The sequence below is a fragment of the Cupriavidus sp. NPDC089707 genome (assembly GCF_044748965.1).
Classification (GTDB): domain Bacteria; phylum Pseudomonadota; class Gammaproteobacteria; order Burkholderiales; family Burkholderiaceae; genus Cupriavidus.
The window spans coordinates 271,965-289,477 of sequence record NZ_JBIVHB010000001.1 but is presented as its reverse complement, the minus strand read 5'-3'; the positions used below and the strand labels follow the sequence as shown (position 1 = coordinate 289,477).

Sequence of the window (17,513 nt, the reverse complement as noted above, 5' to 3'; positions counted from 1 at the left end):
ACCATGAGCGACACGCCGATGCATGACACCATCCGCGCGCTGTACGAGGGGATCTTCGACGCCGATGCCTGGCGCCGCAGCCTGGGCGCGCTTTGCCAGGCCAGCGACAGCTCGCATGCACTGCTGCTGGTGCGCGATACGGTCCACGAACGCGTACTGGTGAACCAGGTGGTCAATCCCGTGCCCGAAGCGGTAGCCGCCTACAGCGAATACTACGCAGCCATCGATCCGGCCCTGCCCTTCGCCCAACGCATGTCGGTGGGCAACTGGTATATCGATTCGCGCGAGCTGGGTTCGCAGACGATGCGCCAGTCGCCGTTCTACGGCGAGTTCCTGCGCCAGTTCGAGCAATCGTCGGTGATGGCCTGCCTGATCGAGCGCAAGCCGCACTATGAAGTGTTCCTGTCGCTGCAGCGGCCGCAGGGCGGCAACCAGTATTCGCCCGAGGACGCGCGCGCACTCGACTGGGCGATTCCGCATGTGCGCCACGCCATGGCGCTGCGCGACCGCACGCACCAGGTATCAGCGCTGGCGCATGCGTCGAGCCAGTTGCTGGAGCGGCTGCCGTTTGGGGTGATCGTGTTGCGGGACGATGGCAAGACGCTGCTCGCCAACAGTACGGGAGAGGCGTGGGTGCGGCGGCTGCTGCCGGTGGTGTCGATCGAGACCAGCGCGGCGGCGGTGTCGGCGGGCGGGCTTGCTGAAGGATGGCGGCTGTCGCGGCCGTTTGCCGATGCGCTGAAGGCGGCGTGCGATCCGGGCAATCCGCAGCCGGCGCAGGCGCTGCGGGCAGTGGATGGTGGCGGGCGGCAGGCACAGATAATTTTGTTGCCTTTGCCACCGGCGCATCAACTGTCGATGGATTGGCAGCGGCCCAGCGTGCTGGTGGCGATCCATGAACCAGGGGTCGCGCCGATGACGTTGCCGGGGGTGCTGCGGGACTTGTATGGGCTGACGCCGGCGGAGACGCGGTTGGCGCTGCAGTTGTCAACGGGGATCGGGCTGCCTGAGGCTTGCGAGCAGATCGGGATCCGGAGGGAGACCGGGAGAACGCAGTTGAAGGCTATCTTTAATAAGACCGCGACGGGGACGCAGGCGCAGTTGGCGCACTTGTTGACGCGACTGGGGGTCAGGGCTTAGGGCACCCGCATGCTTGCTCCCCTCTCCCGCTCGCGGGAGAGGGGCCGGGGGAGAGGGCCGGAGCCTCAACGAAGTGAAGCCCCCGATGTGCCCTCAATCGATCGAAGCCCCCACCGTCTTCACCACCCCCGCCCACTTCTGCCGGTCCGCCTTGACGGTGGCCTTGAACTGCTCCACCGACTCGATCCGCGGCGTGTTGCCGGCATCGACCAGCTTCTGCCGGATCGACGGCGTTTCCAGCGCGACCTTGACCGCGTCGTTGATCTTGCGGGCGATCTTCGGATCCAGCCCCTTGGGCCCGAAGAAGCCGAACCAGATGGTGCTGTTGTAGCCAGCGACGCCGCTCTCGGCAATGGTCGGCACGTCCGGAATCACCGGCACGCGCTTGCCGGTGGTCACACCCAGCAGCCGCACCTTGCCGGCACGGTATTGCGGCAGCACGCTCTGCACCTGGTTGAAGATGCAGCAGACTTCGCCCTTCACCACAGCCTGCAGCGCATCGGGGCCGCCCTTGTACGGCACGTGGACCATATCGAGCCCGGCGCGGGCATTGAATTCCGCGAAGGCCAGGTGCGTGCCGGTGCCGTTGCCGGTCGATGCATAGTTGTACTTGCCCGGATTGGCTTTCACCTTCTCGATGAATTCCTTCACGGTCTTCACGTCGATCACGGCCGGATTGACGGTCAGCACGTTGGACACTTCGACCAGCGGCGCCACCGGCGTGAAATCGGCTTCGGCGTCGAACGGCAGGTTCTTGTACAGCACCGGGTTGATGCCGTGCGTTGCCGCGGTGCCAAGCAGCAGCGTGTAGCCGTCCGGCTTGGCGTGCGCCACCACCTCGGAGGCAACGTTGCCGCCGGCGCCAGGACGGTAGTCATAGATGATCGTGGTCTTGAGCGACTTCTGCAGCGATTCCTGCAGCGCGCGGCCCACCATGTCGACGCCGGAGCCGGCGGTGAAGCCCATCAGGATGGTCACCGGCTGCGTCGGCCACTCGCCCTGGGCCTGGGCGGGCGCGCTGACGGCAGCGACGGCGCACAGGGCGGCCATGCCTGAGGCCAGGCGGGAAGCGGAATGGAAGGACAAGCGCGGCAGGCGGGACGAAATGGGCATGGGGGCACCGTCAGGAAAGTCAGCACAATAAAGCGGCCGGGGTCTGAGCCCCGGGCCAGCGCCACAAGATAGCAAGGATCCTGCCAAAACCAAACGAACCAGTTCGCTTGAAGGTATGCCGTGGGGGCATATGTGCGCCTGCCGTGACGTTTAGCGGCGTAGCAGCCCCACCAGCTCGTCGGTATCCGGCAACGGCGCGCCTGTCCCGGCGGCGCTTTCGTCATCTGCCTCCAGCAGCCCGTCGGCCAGCGCGCGCTTGTCGCGGTGCAGGTCGACGATGCGCTCCTCGATGGTGCCGGCGTTGATCAACCGATACACGGTCACGGGGCGCTGCTGGCCGATACGGTGCGCGCGGCCCATCGCCTGGTCCTCGGCGGCGGGATTCCACCACGGATCGGCGATGATCACGTAGTCCGCCGCGGTCAGGTTCAGGCCGAAGCCTCCGGCCTTCAGGCTGATCAGGAAGACATCGCCCTCGCCCGCCTGGAACGCGGCCACGCGGCGCGTGCGCTCTGCCGCCGGGGTGGCACCGTCCAGGTACTGCAGCGCCAGCCCGGCGCGCTCCAGGCCCTGGCGCAGCAGCTGCAGGAAGTCGACGAACTGGCTGAACACCAGCGTCTTGTGCCCGCTGGCGGCCAGTTCGCCGGCCAGTGCCACGAAGGCGCGCAGCTTGGCGCCCGCTTCGAGCTGGCTGCCGATTTCAGGCGTGGCCAGGCGCGGGTCGCACGCGGCGCGGCGCAGGCGCATGATCTGCGCCAGCACATGGATGCGCGCCTGCGATTGCTGCTGCGCCTGCGCGAGGGCGCGTGCCTTGGCCCCGGCCGGCGCGCCTTGCGTGGCCTTGCGCGCCGCCTCCACGCGCGCCAGCGCGGCTTCGGCCTGGGTCTGCGCTTGCCGGCGCAGCGCTTCGTAGTGCGCGGCTTCCACCGCTTCGGGCTCGACCCGGATCACCAGCTCCGTGCGCGGCGGCAGTTCGTCGAGTACCTGGGCCTTGGTCCGGCGCAGCACAAAGGGCCCGATCATGCGGCGCAGGCGCTGGCGGGCCTCGCTCATGCCGCACACACCGCCGCCGCGCTCGATCGGGTTGGCGAAATGCTCGTTGAAACGGGCCAGCGAGCCCAGCAAACCCGGGTTGCAGAAGCGCATCACCGACCACAGCTCGGCCAGCCGGTTTTCTACCGGGGTACCGCTCAATGCCATGCGGAAATCGGCCCGCAGATCAAACATCGCCTGGGCGCGCCGCGTGATGGCGTTCTTGAATGCCTGCGCTTCGTCGGCGACCACGGTATGCCAGTCGCGCGCGCAGAAGTCCTCGCGCGCCTGCTGCAGCAACGTGTACGAGACGATCACCAGGTCATGCGGCCCGGCCTGTGCCAGCAGCGTTTCGCGCGCATTGTCTGCACCTTCGGCATAGACATGGACATTGAGCGTGGGCGCGAAGCGGCGCGCCTCGGCCGCCCAGTTGCCGCACACCGAGGTGGGCGCGATTACCAGCGCGGCGCCGCCGGCCGCGCGCGCCACCAGCACCGCCAGCGACTGCACGGTCTTGCCCAGTCCCATGTCGTCGGCCAGGCAGGCGCCCAGCCCCGAGGCGGCCAGCGTCATGGCCCAGCGGTAGCCGGCCTCCTGGTAGGGGCGCAGTTCCGCGGCCAGCGTGGCGGGCACGGTGATTGGCGTGTCGCGCGCCGCGCGCAGGCGGGCGATGCGCTGGCGGAAATGCGCGTCCGGATCGACGCCCGCGCCGGCCAGCACGTCATCCAGCCACGGCGTGGCCATCTGCGGCACGCGGATGCCGTCAGGGATGCGCTCGGCTACCGATGCCAGGTCGCGCAACTGGCCGCGCAGCGCGCGCGTCAGCGCCACGAAGACACCCTGCCCCATCGGCACGAAGCGGCCGGCGTGGCTGCCGGTCCAGTCGATCAGCTTGCCCAGCTCCAGCACCAGTCCTTCGGCCACGCGCAGCTCGCCGGCCAGCCGGTACCAGGCGCCGCGGCTTTCGATGTGGACGCCGAGTTGCGGCAGGTCGGCGGGCACGATGCGGATTTCCTTGCCGCGCGGCCATTCCACGGCCTGCACCGCGGGCAGGCCGTGCAGCGCTTCGAGCACCGTCAGCGCGTCTTCGGGATCGTCCAGCGTCCAGGTATATTCGCCGCCCGGCGGCGACTGCGTGACCAGCACCGGCAGCGCGGCGAAGACCTCGGCCACGCTGGCCAGTTCGGCATCGAGATCGCGCTGGGTGACCAGCGTCTCGCCGCGCACCGCGGCCATCAGGCGTTCCCTGCCCGCGCCCGGCGCGAGCCGCGGCCCGAGCTGACCCAGCGGCGTGACCACCAGCCGCATGGTAATGCCGCGCCCGGCCAAGCCGCCGATCGGCGCGACCTCGGCGCGCAAGCGCGCTTCGGCTTCGACCGGACGCGTGCCGGCGGCCCGGTCGGCATGGACCTGGAAGTGGCCGGCCAGCGCCCGCAGCGTGCGGTCGAGCTGGGCCTGGCCGTCCTCCGGGATTGCCAGCCCGTCGCCGATCAGCCGCGCGGCGTCGAATTGCGCCGGGGTGAAGCGAAGCACCTTGAGCCGGTGCGGCCCGTCTCGCAGCACCGTGACCTGGCGCAGCGCCTCGGCCTCCTGGCGCGCCGCGGCGGGCAGGAGAGCCTCCATCGCCGGCGCCTCGCGCAGCGGCGGATACAGGCGCAGCACATAGCGGCCGGCGCTGTGCACGGCCTCCAGCGCGGGCGCATCTTCGACCACCTCCAGCGTCTGCGACGGGGCGTGGCCGAGCACCACGGCCGGGTGGCCGACCAGCGCCATGGCGGCGGCCGCGCGATCCAGCACATAGCGCCGGTTGTGCGAGGCATCGCGCCGGATCGCGCGCGCGATGCGTGCGTCCCACGGCTCGAGCCGGTCGTCCTCGGCCACGCGCGCCAGCGGCACGGGCTTGGGCCTGCCCCAGCCCCGTGCCCCGCGCACCTGCTCCAGCGGTTCGATGGTGGCCACGCCGCCGTCCGGTTCCAGCGTCAGCGCCCACAGCAGGCGGCGGCCGCCCTCGCTGGCAGCGGCGGGTTCGGCGCTGGCGAGGGCGCGCAGCGCTTCCAGCGCCTGCTCCCAGCCAGGCTGGCCGGGTTCGGCATGCGGGTCGGAATGTGTGGTCAAAGGCACGAGGGAATGGACTGGCGCCTGGGCAGGCCCCGACGATGCAACAGGGGCGCCGGCAAACGCACGGAAATGAGGATTCTAGTCCGCCGCCGCGCCCCGCCGCGCCCCGCCGTGTCCTTTTCCTCCGCCCTCCCCCCGCCGCTCGCGTTGGCACCCATGCCCCCCGGGCTTACAATGTCGTTTTTGCTACTTTCACGGCGCTGGGAGAAAAGACATGTCGATGGCGGATCGCGACGGCAAGATTTGGATGGACGGCAAGCTGATCGAATGGCGCGACGCCAAGATCCACGTGCTGACGCATACGCTGCATTACGGCATGGGCGTGTTCGAGGGCGTGCGCGCCTACAAGACGCCTGAAGGCACCGCCATCTTCCGCCTGAAAGAGCACACCCGCCGCCTGTTCAATTCTGCCAAGATCTTCCAGATGGCCATGCCGTTCGACGAGGCCACCCTGGAAGCCGCCCAGCGCGAAGTGGTACGCGCCAACAACCTGGAATCCTGCTACATCCGCCCGCTGGTGTGGATCGGCTCGGAAAAGCTGGGCGTGTCGGCCAAGGGCAACACCATCCACGTGGCGATCGCGGCGTGGCCGTGGGGTGCCTACCTGGGCGAGGAAGGCATGGAGCGCGGCATCCGCGTGAAGACGTCGTCCTTCACCCGCCACCATGTCAACGTGTCGCTGGTGCGCGCCAAGGCCAGCGGCTACTACATCAACTCGATCCTCGCCAACCAGGAGGCGACCGGCCTGGGCTACGACGAAGCGCTGCTGCTCGACACCGAGGGCTACGTCAGCGAAGGCTCGGGCGAGAACGTCTTCATCGTGCGCAACGGCGTGATCTACACCCCTGACCTGGCCTCGTGCCTGGATGGCATCACGCGCGACGCCACGCTGACCATCGCGCGCGACCTGGGCATCGAGGTGCGCGAGAAGCGCATCACCCGCGACGAGATGTACTGCGCCGACGAAGCCTTCTTCACCGGCACCGCCGCCGAAGTCACGCCGATCCGCGAACTGGACGACCGCATCATCGGCGAAGGCCGCCGCGGCCCGGTGACCAAGCAGATCCAGGACGCGTTCTTTGCCGCCGTGGGCGGCACCAACGAACAGTACAAGAAGTGGCTGACGCTGGTCTGAGCACCGGCCGCCAGCCCGCGTGCCCCGCTCCCGCCGCCATGCGCGCGGGGCATGCCTAGTTTTGACGAACAATCAGCCTCAATCCCCGCAACACCATGACGCAAACCGCCACCATCATCGAAATCGGCGCCGAAGACATTCCGCTGCACTGCCCCACCGCCAACACCCCGGCCTGGAACCACCACCCGCGCGTGTTCCTGGACGTGGCCGACACCGGCGAAGCCAAGTGTCCGTACTGCGGTACCGTCTACAAGCTCAAGCCGGGCACCGTGCTGAAGGGCCACCACTGACCCGAGCCGCCGGTTTTCGCACGACTTTGACGCTCCGGGCCGCCCGCAGGCGCCCCGGAGCGTTGCTGTTACCGGAGAATGTGTCGGCGCTCGTGTCTGCGATCGTGCCGGCAAACCGGCTTCCCGCGCCCCGCCCATGAAGAAAGCCCTCGTCATCGCCCCCAACTGGATCGGCGACGCCCTGATGGCGCAGCCGCTGTTCGCGCTGCTCAAGGCGCGCCATCCGCGCCTGGTCATCGACGCCCTCGCGCCCAAGTGGGTGGCGCCGGTGCTCGCGCGCATGCCCGAGATCGGCCGCGTGTTCCCGTCCGACCTGGCGCACGGCAAGCTGCAGCTGTCGGCGCGGCTGATGTTCGCGCAGCAGCTCAAGAACGAAGGCTACGACCTCGCCTACGTGCTGCCGAATTCGCTCAAGTCGGCGCTGATCCCGTGGCTGGCCGGCATTCCGCTGCGCATCGGCTACCGTGGCGAAGCGCGCTTCGGCATGCTCAACGTACGCCATGCCAACCCGCCGCGCGACCACCGCCCGCCGATGGTCGAGCACTATGCCCGCCTCGCGCTCAAGCCCGGCGCGCGCTTGCCCGAGAACATCCCCGAACCCCGCCTGCGCGTCGACCCGGCGCGCATGGCGGCGACCGCGGAGCGCTTCGGCATTGCCCCGCACACGCGCGTCATCGCGTTCTGCCCGGGCGCCGAGTTCGGCCCCGCCAAGCGCTGGCCCGCCGGCCACTTTGCCAGGCTGGCGCAGATGCTGCGGCGCTCCTACCCGTACGCGCAGATGATTACGCTGGGCTCGGCCAAGGACGCCGAGATCGCCGCCGAGATCGTCAAGGACGCACCGTTCGTGCGCAACCTGTGCGGGCAGACCTCGCTCGATGATGCCGTGGACCTGCTGGCGCTGTCCGAGGCCGCGGTTTGCAACGATTCCGGGCTGATGCACGTGACCGCGGCGCTGAACCGGCCGCAGGTGGCGGTCTATGGCTCGAGCGATCCGCGACACACGCCGCCGCTGTCACAGGCTGCGAGTATCATGTGGCTGCAGTTGGAGTGCAGCCCGTGCTTTAAGCGAGAGTGCCCGCTGGGCCACCTGCGCTGCCTGAAAGAGATCGAACCCGAAATGGTCTTCGTTGAGCTGCGCAAGCTGCTGCACCGGCCCTGACACCCTGACACTGCCACCATGCCTCGTTTTGCCCGCCTGTTCGATTCTGCCGAAGACATCGTCGAAGCCTTTCGCGAGGCGCTCAAGCTGCGCGATGCCGAGGGCGCGCTGCGCCTGTGGCTGGACGAGGACTCGATCACCTGCGTGCTGCCCGACGGCCAACGCATGATTGGCCACGAACAGCTGCGCCACGCGTTCTCGCAATTGCTGGAAGAGCAGCCGGTGCTGGTCGACGCGATCGAAACCAGCAGCCACGCATCGATGGCCGTGTCGATCTTCGACGTGACCGAGGCGCTGCGCTTCGGCAGCGACCGGGTCGAGGCCGACCTGTACGTGCACACCACCTATGTGCTGATGCAGAACCACGAAGGCTGGCGGCTGGCGCATATCCACTGCAGCCCGGCCAATGCCGTGCAGGTGGCCGCGGTGGCTGCGGCACCTGGCCAGGCGCTGCACTGAGCCAGCCGGGCCGCACGGCCCGGTGGCAACCGAGCAAGACTGCATTACTGCATGAACGAGCTGGCATGACGCAGCGCCCCGATTTCCTGACGCATCGTTTGCCTGTCGCCGCCACGCCGCACGAGCATGCCCACGGCTACGGCGACGGCATCGCCATGCCCTGGTGGCTGCGCGGCGGCCATGCCCAGACCATCATCCCTGCCCGCTTCACGCGCCGCCCGCCGCGCGTGGCGTTCCGGCGCGAGCGCTGGGACACGCCTGACGGCGACTTCATCGACCTGGACTGGACCACCCACCCGGTGCAGCCGGACACGCCGCTGGTGGTGATGTTCCATGGGCTGGAGGGCGATTCGAACAGCCACTACGCGCAGGCACTGATGCACGCGCTGGGCACGCGCGGCTGGCAAGGCGTGGTCCCGCATTTCCGCGGCTGCTCGGGCGAGCTCAACCTGGCGCCCCGCTTCTACCACTCCGGCGACTCGGCCGAACTGCGCTGGGTGCTGGAACGCGTGCACCGCCAGCACTGCGCCCAAGGCCGCAAGCTGCTGGTGGTCGGCATCTCGCTGGGGGGCAACGCGCTGCTGCGCCTGCTGGGCGAGGACGGCAACGGTGCCAGCCATATACACGCCGCTGCCGCGATCTCGGCGCCGCTGGACCTGGCCGCGGGCGGCGCGGCGCTGTCGGCCGGCTTCAACTTGCTCTATACGCGCATGTTCCTGCAGACGCTCAAGCGCAAGTCGCTGGCCAAGCTCGCGCAGTTCCCCGGCCTGTTCGACCGCGAGGCGATGCTGGCCAGCCGCGACCTGTACGCCTTCGACAACGTGGTCACGGCGCCGCTGCACGGCTATGCCGACACCGACGACTACTGGCGCCGCGCCGCCAGCAAGCCGGTGCTCGGCGCGATCGCCGTACCCACGCTGGTGCTCAATGCGCGCAACGACCCTTTCCTGCCCGCGCGGCACCTGCCCGGCGCGGCCGACGTCAGCCCGCAGGTTTGGCTGGAGCAGCCAGAGCACGGCGGCCACGTCGGCTTCATGACCCCGCATGAAGGCTGGCGGCGCCATCTGTGGCTGCCCGACAGCCAGTCAGGGATAGCGTTCGGCGGCCATATCGAATGGCTGCCGGCGCGGATCCTGCGCTTTTTCGACAGCATGATGTAAAGCCGGCGGCGGCGTGCTTGGCCCCTTGCCGGCAGAGGAGACGGAGATGGACGACATCGTCAGGCAGGCCATGGCGCGCTGGCCCAACGTGCCCAACGCCTATGGCTGGCTCGCGCTGGACCGGCGCGGGCAGTGGCGCCTGCGCAATGAATACGCCCAGCAGCACGGGCTGTCCGGCGAGCCGGTGCGCAACGAAGCGCTGGTCGCCTTCATCGAACGCAACTACCTGTGCGACGAGCGCGGCGCGTGGTATTTCCAGAACGGGCCGCAGAAGGTGTTCGTCGGGTTGGCATACGCGCCGTGGATCGTGCGGCTGCACCAGGGCACGCTTTGCACCACCTCGCGGCAGCCCTTTGCGCTGCAGGCCTGCTACGCGGACGAGCATGGCAACGTGGTGCTGGCCGGGAAGGTCGACGGCGTGGACGGTACGCAGGCCGCGTTGCTGCACGACCATGACCTGGAGACCTTCAGCGGCAGCAGCACCTGGCATGGCGAGGCCTGCGGCACCGAACTCGGCCTGTTCCACCACGACGGCCGCGACCTCCCGATCGAGCCCATCGCGGAAAGCGAGGTGCCCAAGCGCTTCGGCTTCGTGCGCCAGCCGGCGGCCTGACGTCGTCCAGGCCCTGGCCGGCCCTGACTGGGCTTGTCTCGGGCTTGCCTCAGTTCGGCATGCCCTTGCTGTCCTGCTTGTCCTCGCGATACTGGCGTTCCAGCTGGTGCAGGCGGGCGTCGACCTCCGACAGCGTATAGAAGTCACCGTCTCCGGCCTTGCGGGCGATCTGCAGCTGTTCGATCGCGGCCTGGTAGGCGCCATCCATCGCGTACTTCTCGGCCAGCGCCTGGTGCTGCTGCACCCGCTTGCCCTGGCCGGCGTATGCGCGCGCCAGCATCTCCCACCAATCGCTGCGGCTGGTTTCCTGGCGCGTGCGTTCGCGCAGGAAACGCACCGCCTCGTCATAGCGGCCTGAGCCGATCAGGGTCTCGGCATAGACGACCGATACCGCATGAGAGAGCGGGAAGGCTTTCATCGACGCCATGGCCTGTGCCAGCGCATCGGGCACGCGGCCCTGCGTGCGCGCCAGCTGGATCGCCATCACGTCCAGCATGGGGCTGCCCGAGCTGGCGCCGGGGATGGTGCCGTACAGCCGCCGCGCCTCCGCCAGTTCCTGCTCGGCGGCGGCGGGACGGCCTAGGCGCTGCTCGGTGAAGGCGAGGCCGTAAAGCAGCGCCGGCGCGCGCAGCGCCGAGGCGCCCGGCAGCTGCGCGCGCAGTGCATTGCGCAAGGTCTGCAGGTCGCTCGGGGACGACTCCTGGATCACGCGCGCGCGCATCCGTGCAAACTCATACTCGGGCGTATTGGGCACCTTGCGCGCGTTGACGTGGCTCACGCGGTCCTGCATGTCGGCGAGACGCTCGGAAGTCAGCGGGTGGGTGCGCACATAGGACGGCACCGAGCTTTCCGAGATGCCGGACACGCGCTGCAGCCGCGCGAAGAAGTCAGGCATGCCCTGCGGGTCGAAGCCCGCCGCGGTCATGATCTGGAAGCCGACGCGGTCGGCCTCGCGCTCCGCGCCGCGCGAGAACGAAAGCTGGTTGGCAATGGCGGCGCCCTGCCCGCCCATCGCCAGCGCCGCCGCGGCATCGGGGCTGCGCGTGGCGGCGAGCCCGGCCAGCACCATCGACGCCAGCGCGATCCACATCGACTGGTCTTGCGACGTGATGCCGCGCGCGATATGGCGCTGCATCACGTGGCCGATTTCATGGCCTAGCACCGAGGCAAGCTCCGACTCGGTATCGGACTGCACCAGCAGCCCGGTATGCACGCCGATATAGCCGCCCGGCAGCGCGAAGGCGTTGATGCTGCGGTCACGCACCGCGAACAGGTCGAAGCCCGTGGCAAAAGTGCCGGCGCCGGTCGAGCCCGAGATGTTCTGCCGCCGCGCCGCCTGCACCAGCCGGTAGCCGAGCGCGTTCAGGTAATCCGACAGCAGCGGATCCGGCACGTACAGCGGATCGCGGCGGATATCGCGCATGATGCGCTCGCCCAGGCGCTTTTCCATGTCGGGCGACAGCGATGCCGTGGACGGGTCGCCCAGGTCAGGCAGCTGCACCCCGCCGCCCTCGACCACCGCATTGTTGGTGCGCAGGCCGAACTCGGACTTCTGGCCGGCCTTGATGCTGCGGTTCAGGTTGTCGTAGACCTGGTCGCTGGCCTCGCCGGACAACGATGGCACCGGCTGCGTCGCGCGCGTGGACGTGACCGGCTTGGCCGGCGCTGCCGCTGCCGCTGCCGCTGCCGCGGCCGAGGCCGGCGCGCGCGGCGTCGCCTGCGGCCACGCCGGCGACGCGATGCTCAGCGCCAGCAGCGCCGCCAGCGACCGCCGCCATGGCGACCCAAGGCGACCACGATGTGACGCCGAACCGGCAGGCGCGGCATCCGCCGCGGCACAATGGCCGGGCGCGGCAGGCCTGCGAAGCGATGGTTGTTTTGGCATGTTGCTATGATAGCGGCCTCCGGTGGCCGTTCCCATCAGACGGCCCTCCCCCCGCCCAAGGCGTCCTGCACAAAGCCCAGCCATGACCCAGCTCACCCATTTCGATACCGCCGGCCAGGCCCACATGGTCGACGTCGGCGACAAGGCCAGCACGCATCGCGTCGCCGTGGCCACCGGCACCATCACCATGCTGCCCGACACCTTCGCGCTGGTGCGCGACGGCAATGCCAAGAAGGGCGACGTGCTCGGCATCGCGCGCGTGGCCGCGATCATGGCCACCAAGCGCACCGCCGACCTGATCCCGCTGTGCCACCCGATCGGGCTGACCAAGGTCGCGGTCGACTTTGCGCTCGACGAGGCCAACGCCACCGTCGGCTGCACCGTCCGCACCGAAACCCGCGGGCAGACCGGCGTCGAGATGGAGGCACTGACCGGCGTGCAGGTGGCGCTGCTGACCATCTACGACATGTGCAAGGCGGTGGACCGCGGCATGGTGATCGGCAATGTGAAGCTGCTGGAAAAGCATGGGGGCAAGTCGGGGGATTGGGTGGCAGCCGCAGGACAGTGATTGGCCTGGCTGCGCCGCCCGGGGTCGGCATGCGCCAAACGGCAATCACGGCACCTGGACTTCTATAAGCGCAATACCTCTGCGGCCGGATTTTCTTCATGCGAATGCAGCATGATGCACTGGGGAATCCTGGCACCCATGCGTCGCGCATTCATTACGAGGTGTTTGGCCTGGGCCTGTTTGCCGAACAGGCCGGCACGCATGGGCGGATCCGGGGATGACGGGCTAGTCGTGTGCGTCAGGCCACGGCGTCTACGGCTCTGTCGTTCCTCGGCAATAAAAGTAACGCCGCATTTCCACATGCGCCGCCGCGGCGCCTGCGCACGACAATTTGGTATTCAATACGATTGCGGGCCGGCGCATTTCGCGGCCGGCTGCCTCTGCCCGCGGCGAGCCTTTCAGCCACGCGGGGGAAAGGTGAATACCATGAACGGGCGCAAGCTCTGCCAGCTGGTACTGGCGCTGGTACTGGCACTGGCGGCCACGGCCGCGAGCGGCGCCGCCCTTGCCGGGCGGGCCGATATCCACAATGCCGGCTGGCATGACGCGGACAGACGCGGCGGCATGATCAAGACGCGTGTCGGCGTGGGCTTCTATTTCGGCCCCAGCGTCGTGTTCGGTGGCTACCCGTATTACTACCCTGCCTACCCTGCGCCCTATTACTACCCGGCTCCGGTCGTCACCGTCCCGGCCGAGCCACCTCAATACATCGAGCGGGGCCCTGATGGGCCGGTGCCCGCCCCGGGGCCCGAGCGGGCAGTGCCGCAAGACCAGGGCTGGTGGTACCACTGCAACCAGCCGGAAGGTTATTACCCCTATGTGCAGTCCTGCCCGGGCGGCTGGCAACGCGTACCGGCCCAGCCGCCGGCCAACTCCTGACAGCGTGGAGCGCAGCATGCGAGCCCTGATCCGCGCCACGCTCGCCGTGGCCACCCTGACCGTCGGCGCCTGCGTCGTGATGCCTTCGGGCCCGAGCGTGATGGCGTTGCCGGGCACCGGCAAGAGCTTCGACCAGTTCCGTGCCGACGACTACAACTGCCGCCAGTTCGCCTTCGGGCAGGTCGGCGGCGTGAGTTCCTCGCAAGCCGCCAACAACGCGGCGGTCGGCAGCGCCGTGGTCGGCACCGCGCTGGGCGCGGCGGCCGGTGCGGCCTTCAATGGCGGATCAGGCGCGGCGGTCGGCGCCGGCGTGGGCCTGCTGACGGGCGCCGCGGTAGGTGCGGGCAACGCGCAGTACGCGGGATACGGCACGCAGCGGCAATACGACGCCGCCTATGTGCAGTGCATGTACGCCAGCGGCAACCGCGTGCCGGTATCGGGGCGGGTGGCCGCAGCGCCGGCGCCTGCGCCGCGGTATTACTACTATGCGCCGCCTCCGCCGGCGTACTACGTTCCTTACTACTAACTTAGTTGCGGCCCCACGCCGAGAGCCGCCGCGAGCGGTCGGTGGTCCAGGCGCAGAACGCCTGCGGGCGTTCGCCTTCCGACAATTCGCGGCATGCCTTTGCTACCTCGGCGTATTGCGTCGCTTCATCGCCGAGGTAGTACCAGCGCAGCCGTTCCATCCATAGCCGGCCCTGCGCGCCATCGCCGGTCAGCGCCAGCAGCCACGCCGTGCGCGCGATCATCGTCGGGGTCGGCAGCAAATGCACCGCGGCGATATGTGCGGGCAGCAGTTCCGCTGCGTTCTGCGGCGTGATGACGGCCAGCCCCGCGGCATCGGCCTGTGCGTGCTGGCGGAACCAGAAGCGCGGCATCGGCAAGGTGTTGCGGGTTTCGCTGGCGGCGTATTCGCGTGCTTCGGCGCGGCGGTAGTCCTGCCACATGGTTGCCAGGATGGCGACGGCAAGCGCCAGGAATGCCACGTTCAAACCCTTTGCCACGCCAGTCGGAACGCGCCATGATCCGGCGGCGGCAGGCTCCAGCCAGCCCAGCAGGAAACAGAACGGCAGGAAAAAGTACAGGTAGTGCAACGGGTATTCGAGCATCGAATGCGCGCACAGCATCGCCAGCCATGCCAGCATCAGCACCGTCTCGTGACGTTCCCCATTTTCAGCCTGCCAGAGCCGCGCCCGCACCACGCGCCACAGCCACGCTGCGAGAATCAGCGCAACGCCGAGCGTGCCGGCGATGCCGGTCTTGGCCAGCAGATCGAGCACGGCATTGTGGGCGTGCAGGGACATTTCCACCTTCACGCCAACCTGCGGCAGCTGCATGAACTGCGCCCAGCCAAACTCGCCCCAGCCGACGCCGAGCCAGGGATGCGCGCGGAACATCGCCAGCGCATGGGCCCAGAGCGCGCCACGGGCGGACATCTGGTCTTCGGCTTCCAGTTGCGCGATGGTGTCGAACAGGCGCCAGTCGAGCAACTGGCCGGCGGCACGGATCGCTGGCTGCAGCACCAGCAGCATCACGATCATGGCGACCGCGGCCACCAGCAGCCCGGTCGTGCGCCGCATCGGATCCGCCTCGCGCGGCGTGCCGCGTGCCAACCATGCGGCCACCAGCGCGTAGGCGGCGGCCAGCGCGACGTGCAGTACACCGGTGCGCGATCCGGATAGCACGATGCCGCTTTCCAGCAGCGCCACAGCGGCCAGCCACATCGGGAAGCGCAGCCTGCCGCGCGAGGCCAGCCAGACTGACGCGACCAGTGCAAGACCGTGGACGGTGGCCTGGTGGTTGGGCTGGTTGAGATTGCCCCAGAGGCGGCGGTTGTCGTCGTAGAAGTAGGTGGAAACGAGGCCGAACGTGCTGCGCTCCAGATGGAACAGCTGGACCCACTGCGTGACGGTGCCGAGAAGGCCGGCAATCAGGAAGGCGATGGCAAGGGTGTCGCCGGCGTTGAGCGTCGCGGATGCGGGACTGCGGCGGTACGACCATGCGGCGCATGTCACGGCTGCGCCGAGCAACAGGGTCAGGATAGTGAGGGTGGCGCTGCCGGTGATATCAGTGTGGCCGAGAGCGGTGCGTGTCAGGCCCACGGCGACGAGCCAGCAGAACAGCAAGGCTATCCACGGCAGCGAAATCGTCGCGTATGCCGCTGGTGTGGCGGGCTTGCGGAGTGCCGGGAACGCGACCAAAGCGAGCGCGCAGCATGCGGCGGTCCATTCGCCGTAGAACGTCGCGAGTGGGAGCGTATGCCGGGAGACTAGCAGCGGGAAGACGATTGCTGCGATGAGGGCAGCCGACGGGAGGGTGGTCCGGGACGGCGGCATTGAGGCGCCTGATTTGGGGAAAGGCGCATGATAGCTTGGGCGCCGGGTAAAGAAAAAGCGCCCGAAGGCGCTTTTCTTTCTTGCATTCGTGGTTTAGACACCCGTCTGCGCACGCGTGCAAGTTGCGCCCGTAGTTGCACCGGTCCAAGTAATCGAGTTCGCATTGCTGGTGCCGGTCAGAGTCACCACACAACCGTTTGCCAAGCCCAGGTTGTTTGCCGCAGCAGTCAACTCAATGGTTGTTGTTGTAGCGGTGGGGGCCGTCGGCGCGCCAGCGCCAAACAGCAAGGTGACACCGGCCGGTGCGGGTACTGCCGGGTAACCGGTCGCGGCGGTGAGCTGAGCAAGAGTTCCACATGCAGTCAAGTTGCCACCCGAGACCTGCGCACATTGGGCGATCGCCTGCTTCAATGGTGCAATTTCCGTCAGCGGGCTCGACCACCGGCTACGCGTCACATAGTCCTGATACTGCGGAATCGCGATCGCCGCCAAAATACCAATGATCGCCACCACGATCATCAGTTCGATCAGCGTAAAGCCCTTCTGGACTCGACGGCCCAGCTTCTTCAGTTGTTGTACCCGTTGCATGATTTGACCCCTCGAAGAGATTTTGGTTAAGCGTTGCACGTCTTCGGTTTCGTGACGCGGGGACTAATGAGCAGTAAGCATGCCAGCCATATCCCCCATCCGTAGGGGGCGGAAAGCGACAAATTTCGTCACCCAGCAACGGGAAGCCCACCGCTTGCGCCAAATTTTGTCACCTGGCCAGCGCTACCACCGGCCGAAGCGACAAAAAGTGCGATCACTCACATGAGTTAGTTAGAAATCCCACCGACAAAGGACGTCCGCCAAGGGGCAACGAAAAAGGGCGGCCAACCGGCCGCCCTTTCCTGCGATGCAGTCCCCCGTCAGGCCGTCTGCGCCGACCGGCGGTTCAGCAGCTTGCCGATGATCACCACCAGGATCGCACCAGCTGCACCGAATACCAGGTGGGCGTGCGGCACGTGGACCTCGAACCAGGCGGCATCGACCGGATCGCTGACCAGCATCTCACCAGCCAGGTAGCCCAGCAGCGCCGCGCCCAGCACGATGATGACCGGGAAGCGCTCCATCACCTTGAGCAGCAGCGTGCTGCCGAACACGATCAGCGGGATCGACAGGCCCAGGCCGATGACCAGCAGCATCAGCTGGCTGCCCTCGGGGCCCTTCTGCGCCGCGGCGGCCACGGCGACCACGTTGTCCAGCGACATCACCAGGTCGGCGATCAGGATGGTGCGGATGGCGGCCCAGATATTGTCCTTGCCGTCGTGGCCTTCCTCGTCGTCATCGCCGGTCAGCAGTTGCACGCCGATATAGACCAGCAGCACGGCGCCGACGATCTTCAGGTACGGCAGGCTCAGCAGCTTGACCGCGGCCACGGTCAGCACCACGCGCATGATGATGGCGGCGGCGCTGCCCCAGAAGATGGCTTTCTTCTGCTGGGCGGGCGGCAGGTTGCGCGAGGCGAGCGCGATCACCACCGCGTTGTCGCCGGACAGGACGATGTTGGTCAGGATGATCGATCCCAACGCAATCCAGAAAGTGGTGGAAGACAGCAGTTCCACGGGGAAGCTCCTCGAGTTCTAT

17 protein-coding genes are annotated in these 17,513 nt (G+C 68.1%); 11 read left to right on the top strand and 6 right to left on the bottom strand.

Going from position 1 to position 17,513, the window contains the following annotated elements:
- The first annotated feature begins 3 nt into the window (after positions 1 to 3).
- Entirely contained in the window at positions 4 to 1,140 is a 1,137-nt protein-coding gene (locus ACIP1U_RS01385) for a helix-turn-helix transcriptional regulator (protein WP_400310774.1), read from the top strand.
- A gap of 93 nt (positions 1,141 to 1,233) precedes the next feature.
- Here the strand turns inward: ACIP1U_RS01385 and ACIP1U_RS01380 are convergent, their stop codons facing one another.
- Positions 1,234 to 2,253, bottom strand: coding sequence for a Bug family tripartite tricarboxylate transporter substrate binding protein (locus ACIP1U_RS01380; RefSeq protein ID WP_400310772.1), 1,020 nt, complete (start codon positions 2,251 to 2,253; stop codon positions 1,234 to 1,236).
- A gap of 150 nt (positions 2,254 to 2,403) precedes the next feature.
- Positions 2,404 to 5,406, bottom strand: coding sequence for a DEAD/DEAH box helicase (locus tag ACIP1U_RS01375; RefSeq protein ID WP_400310770.1), 3,003 nt, complete (start codon positions 5,404 to 5,406; stop codon positions 2,404 to 2,406).
- 211 nt (positions 5,407 to 5,617) lie between these two features.
- On the opposite strand from ACIP1U_RS01375, the gene ACIP1U_RS01370 reads away from it, so the two are divergent.
- The 6 genes from ACIP1U_RS01370 to ACIP1U_RS01345 all read left to right on the top strand — a co-directional run bounded on the left by ACIP1U_RS01370 (position 5,618) and on the right by ACIP1U_RS01345 (position 10,219).
- Positions 5,618 to 6,538 (top strand): branched-chain amino acid transaminase, encoded by a 921-nt coding sequence (locus tag ACIP1U_RS01370; protein ID WP_400310767.1) that lies wholly within the window; start codon positions 5,618 to 5,620, stop codon positions 6,536 to 6,538.
- Between the two features lie 95 nt (positions 6,539 to 6,633).
- Positions 6,634 to 6,828 (top strand): zinc-finger domain-containing protein, encoded by a 195-nt coding sequence (locus ACIP1U_RS01365; RefSeq protein ID WP_209756767.1) that lies wholly within the window; start codon positions 6,634 to 6,636, stop codon positions 6,826 to 6,828.
- A 136-nt stretch (positions 6,829 to 6,964) separates the two neighbouring features.
- The gene (gene waaF / locus ACIP1U_RS01360; protein WP_400310764.1) at positions 6,965 to 7,987 is read left to right on the top strand and encodes a lipopolysaccharide heptosyltransferase II; all 1,023 of its coding nucleotides are present in this window, start codon (positions 6,965 to 6,967) and stop codon (positions 7,985 to 7,987) included.
- Positions 7,988 to 8,005: 18 nt separating this feature from the next.
- On the top strand, positions 8,006 to 8,446 hold the full coding sequence (locus tag ACIP1U_RS01355) for a YybH family protein (RefSeq protein WP_400310762.1): 441 nt from the start codon (positions 8,006 to 8,008) through the stop codon (positions 8,444 to 8,446).
- A 65-nt stretch (positions 8,447 to 8,511) separates the two neighbouring features.
- Positions 8,512 to 9,606, top strand: coding sequence for a YheT family hydrolase (locus ACIP1U_RS01350; RefSeq protein WP_400310759.1), 1,095 nt, complete (start codon positions 8,512 to 8,514; stop codon positions 9,604 to 9,606).
- A gap of 46 nt (positions 9,607 to 9,652) precedes the next feature.
- The gene (locus ACIP1U_RS01345) at positions 9,653 to 10,219 is read left to right on the top strand and encodes a DUF2946 family protein (RefSeq protein ID WP_400310756.1); all 567 of its coding nucleotides are present in this window, start codon (positions 9,653 to 9,655) and stop codon (positions 10,217 to 10,219) included.
- Positions 10,220 to 10,268: 49 nt separating this feature from the next.
- On the opposite strand, the gene ACIP1U_RS01340 is transcribed toward ACIP1U_RS01345, so the two are convergent.
- A complete protein-coding gene (locus tag ACIP1U_RS01340) occupies positions 10,269 to 12,104 on the bottom strand; it encodes a M48 family metalloprotease (protein ID WP_400310754.1) in 1,836 nt (611 codons plus the stop codon).
- Between the two features lie 82 nt (positions 12,105 to 12,186).
- Here ACIP1U_RS01340 and moaC point away from each other — a divergent pair, with 82 nt between their 5' ends.
- From moaC to ACIP1U_RS01320, 4 genes are all read left to right on the top strand, one after another.
- Entirely contained in the window at positions 12,187 to 12,672 is a 486-nt protein-coding gene (gene moaC, locus ACIP1U_RS01335) for a cyclic pyranopterin monophosphate synthase MoaC (protein ID WP_400310751.1), read from the top strand.
- Positions 12,673 to 12,770: 98 nt separating this feature from the next.
- A complete protein-coding gene (locus ACIP1U_RS01330; RefSeq protein WP_400310749.1) occupies positions 12,771 to 12,893 on the top strand; it encodes a hypothetical protein in 123 nt (40 codons plus the stop codon).
- A gap of 205 nt (positions 12,894 to 13,098) precedes the next feature.
- On the top strand, positions 13,099 to 13,551 hold the full coding sequence (locus ACIP1U_RS01325) for a hypothetical protein (protein ID WP_400310747.1): 453 nt from the start codon (positions 13,099 to 13,101) through the stop codon (positions 13,549 to 13,551).
- A 16-nt stretch (positions 13,552 to 13,567) separates the two neighbouring features.
- Positions 13,568 to 14,077 carry a hypothetical protein gene (locus ACIP1U_RS01320; protein ID WP_400310744.1) on the top strand — a complete coding sequence of 170 codons (510 nt, stop codon included), beginning with the start codon at positions 13,568 to 13,570 and terminating at the stop codon, positions 14,075 to 14,077.
- A gap of 1 nt (position 14,078) precedes the next feature.
- Here ACIP1U_RS01320 and ACIP1U_RS01315 read toward each other — a convergent pair whose 3' ends face one another.
- The 3 genes from ACIP1U_RS01315 to ACIP1U_RS01305 all read right to left on the bottom strand — a co-directional run bounded on the left by ACIP1U_RS01315 (position 14,079) and on the right by ACIP1U_RS01305 (position 17,491).
- Complete coding sequence (locus ACIP1U_RS01315; RefSeq protein ID WP_400310742.1) at positions 14,079 to 15,887, bottom strand: PglL family O-oligosaccharyltransferase; 1,809 nt, start codon at positions 15,885 to 15,887, stop codon at positions 14,079 to 14,081.
- A gap of 93 nt (positions 15,888 to 15,980) precedes the next feature.
- Entirely contained in the window at positions 15,981 to 16,475 is a 495-nt protein-coding gene (locus ACIP1U_RS01310) for a prepilin-type N-terminal cleavage/methylation domain-containing protein (protein ID WP_400310739.1), read from the bottom strand.
- 320 nt (positions 16,476 to 16,795) lie between these two features.
- A complete protein-coding gene (locus tag ACIP1U_RS01305; RefSeq protein ID WP_400310738.1) occupies positions 16,796 to 17,491 on the bottom strand; it encodes a TerC family protein in 696 nt (231 codons plus the stop codon).
- Between the last annotated feature and the right edge of the window lie 22 nt (positions 17,492 to 17,513).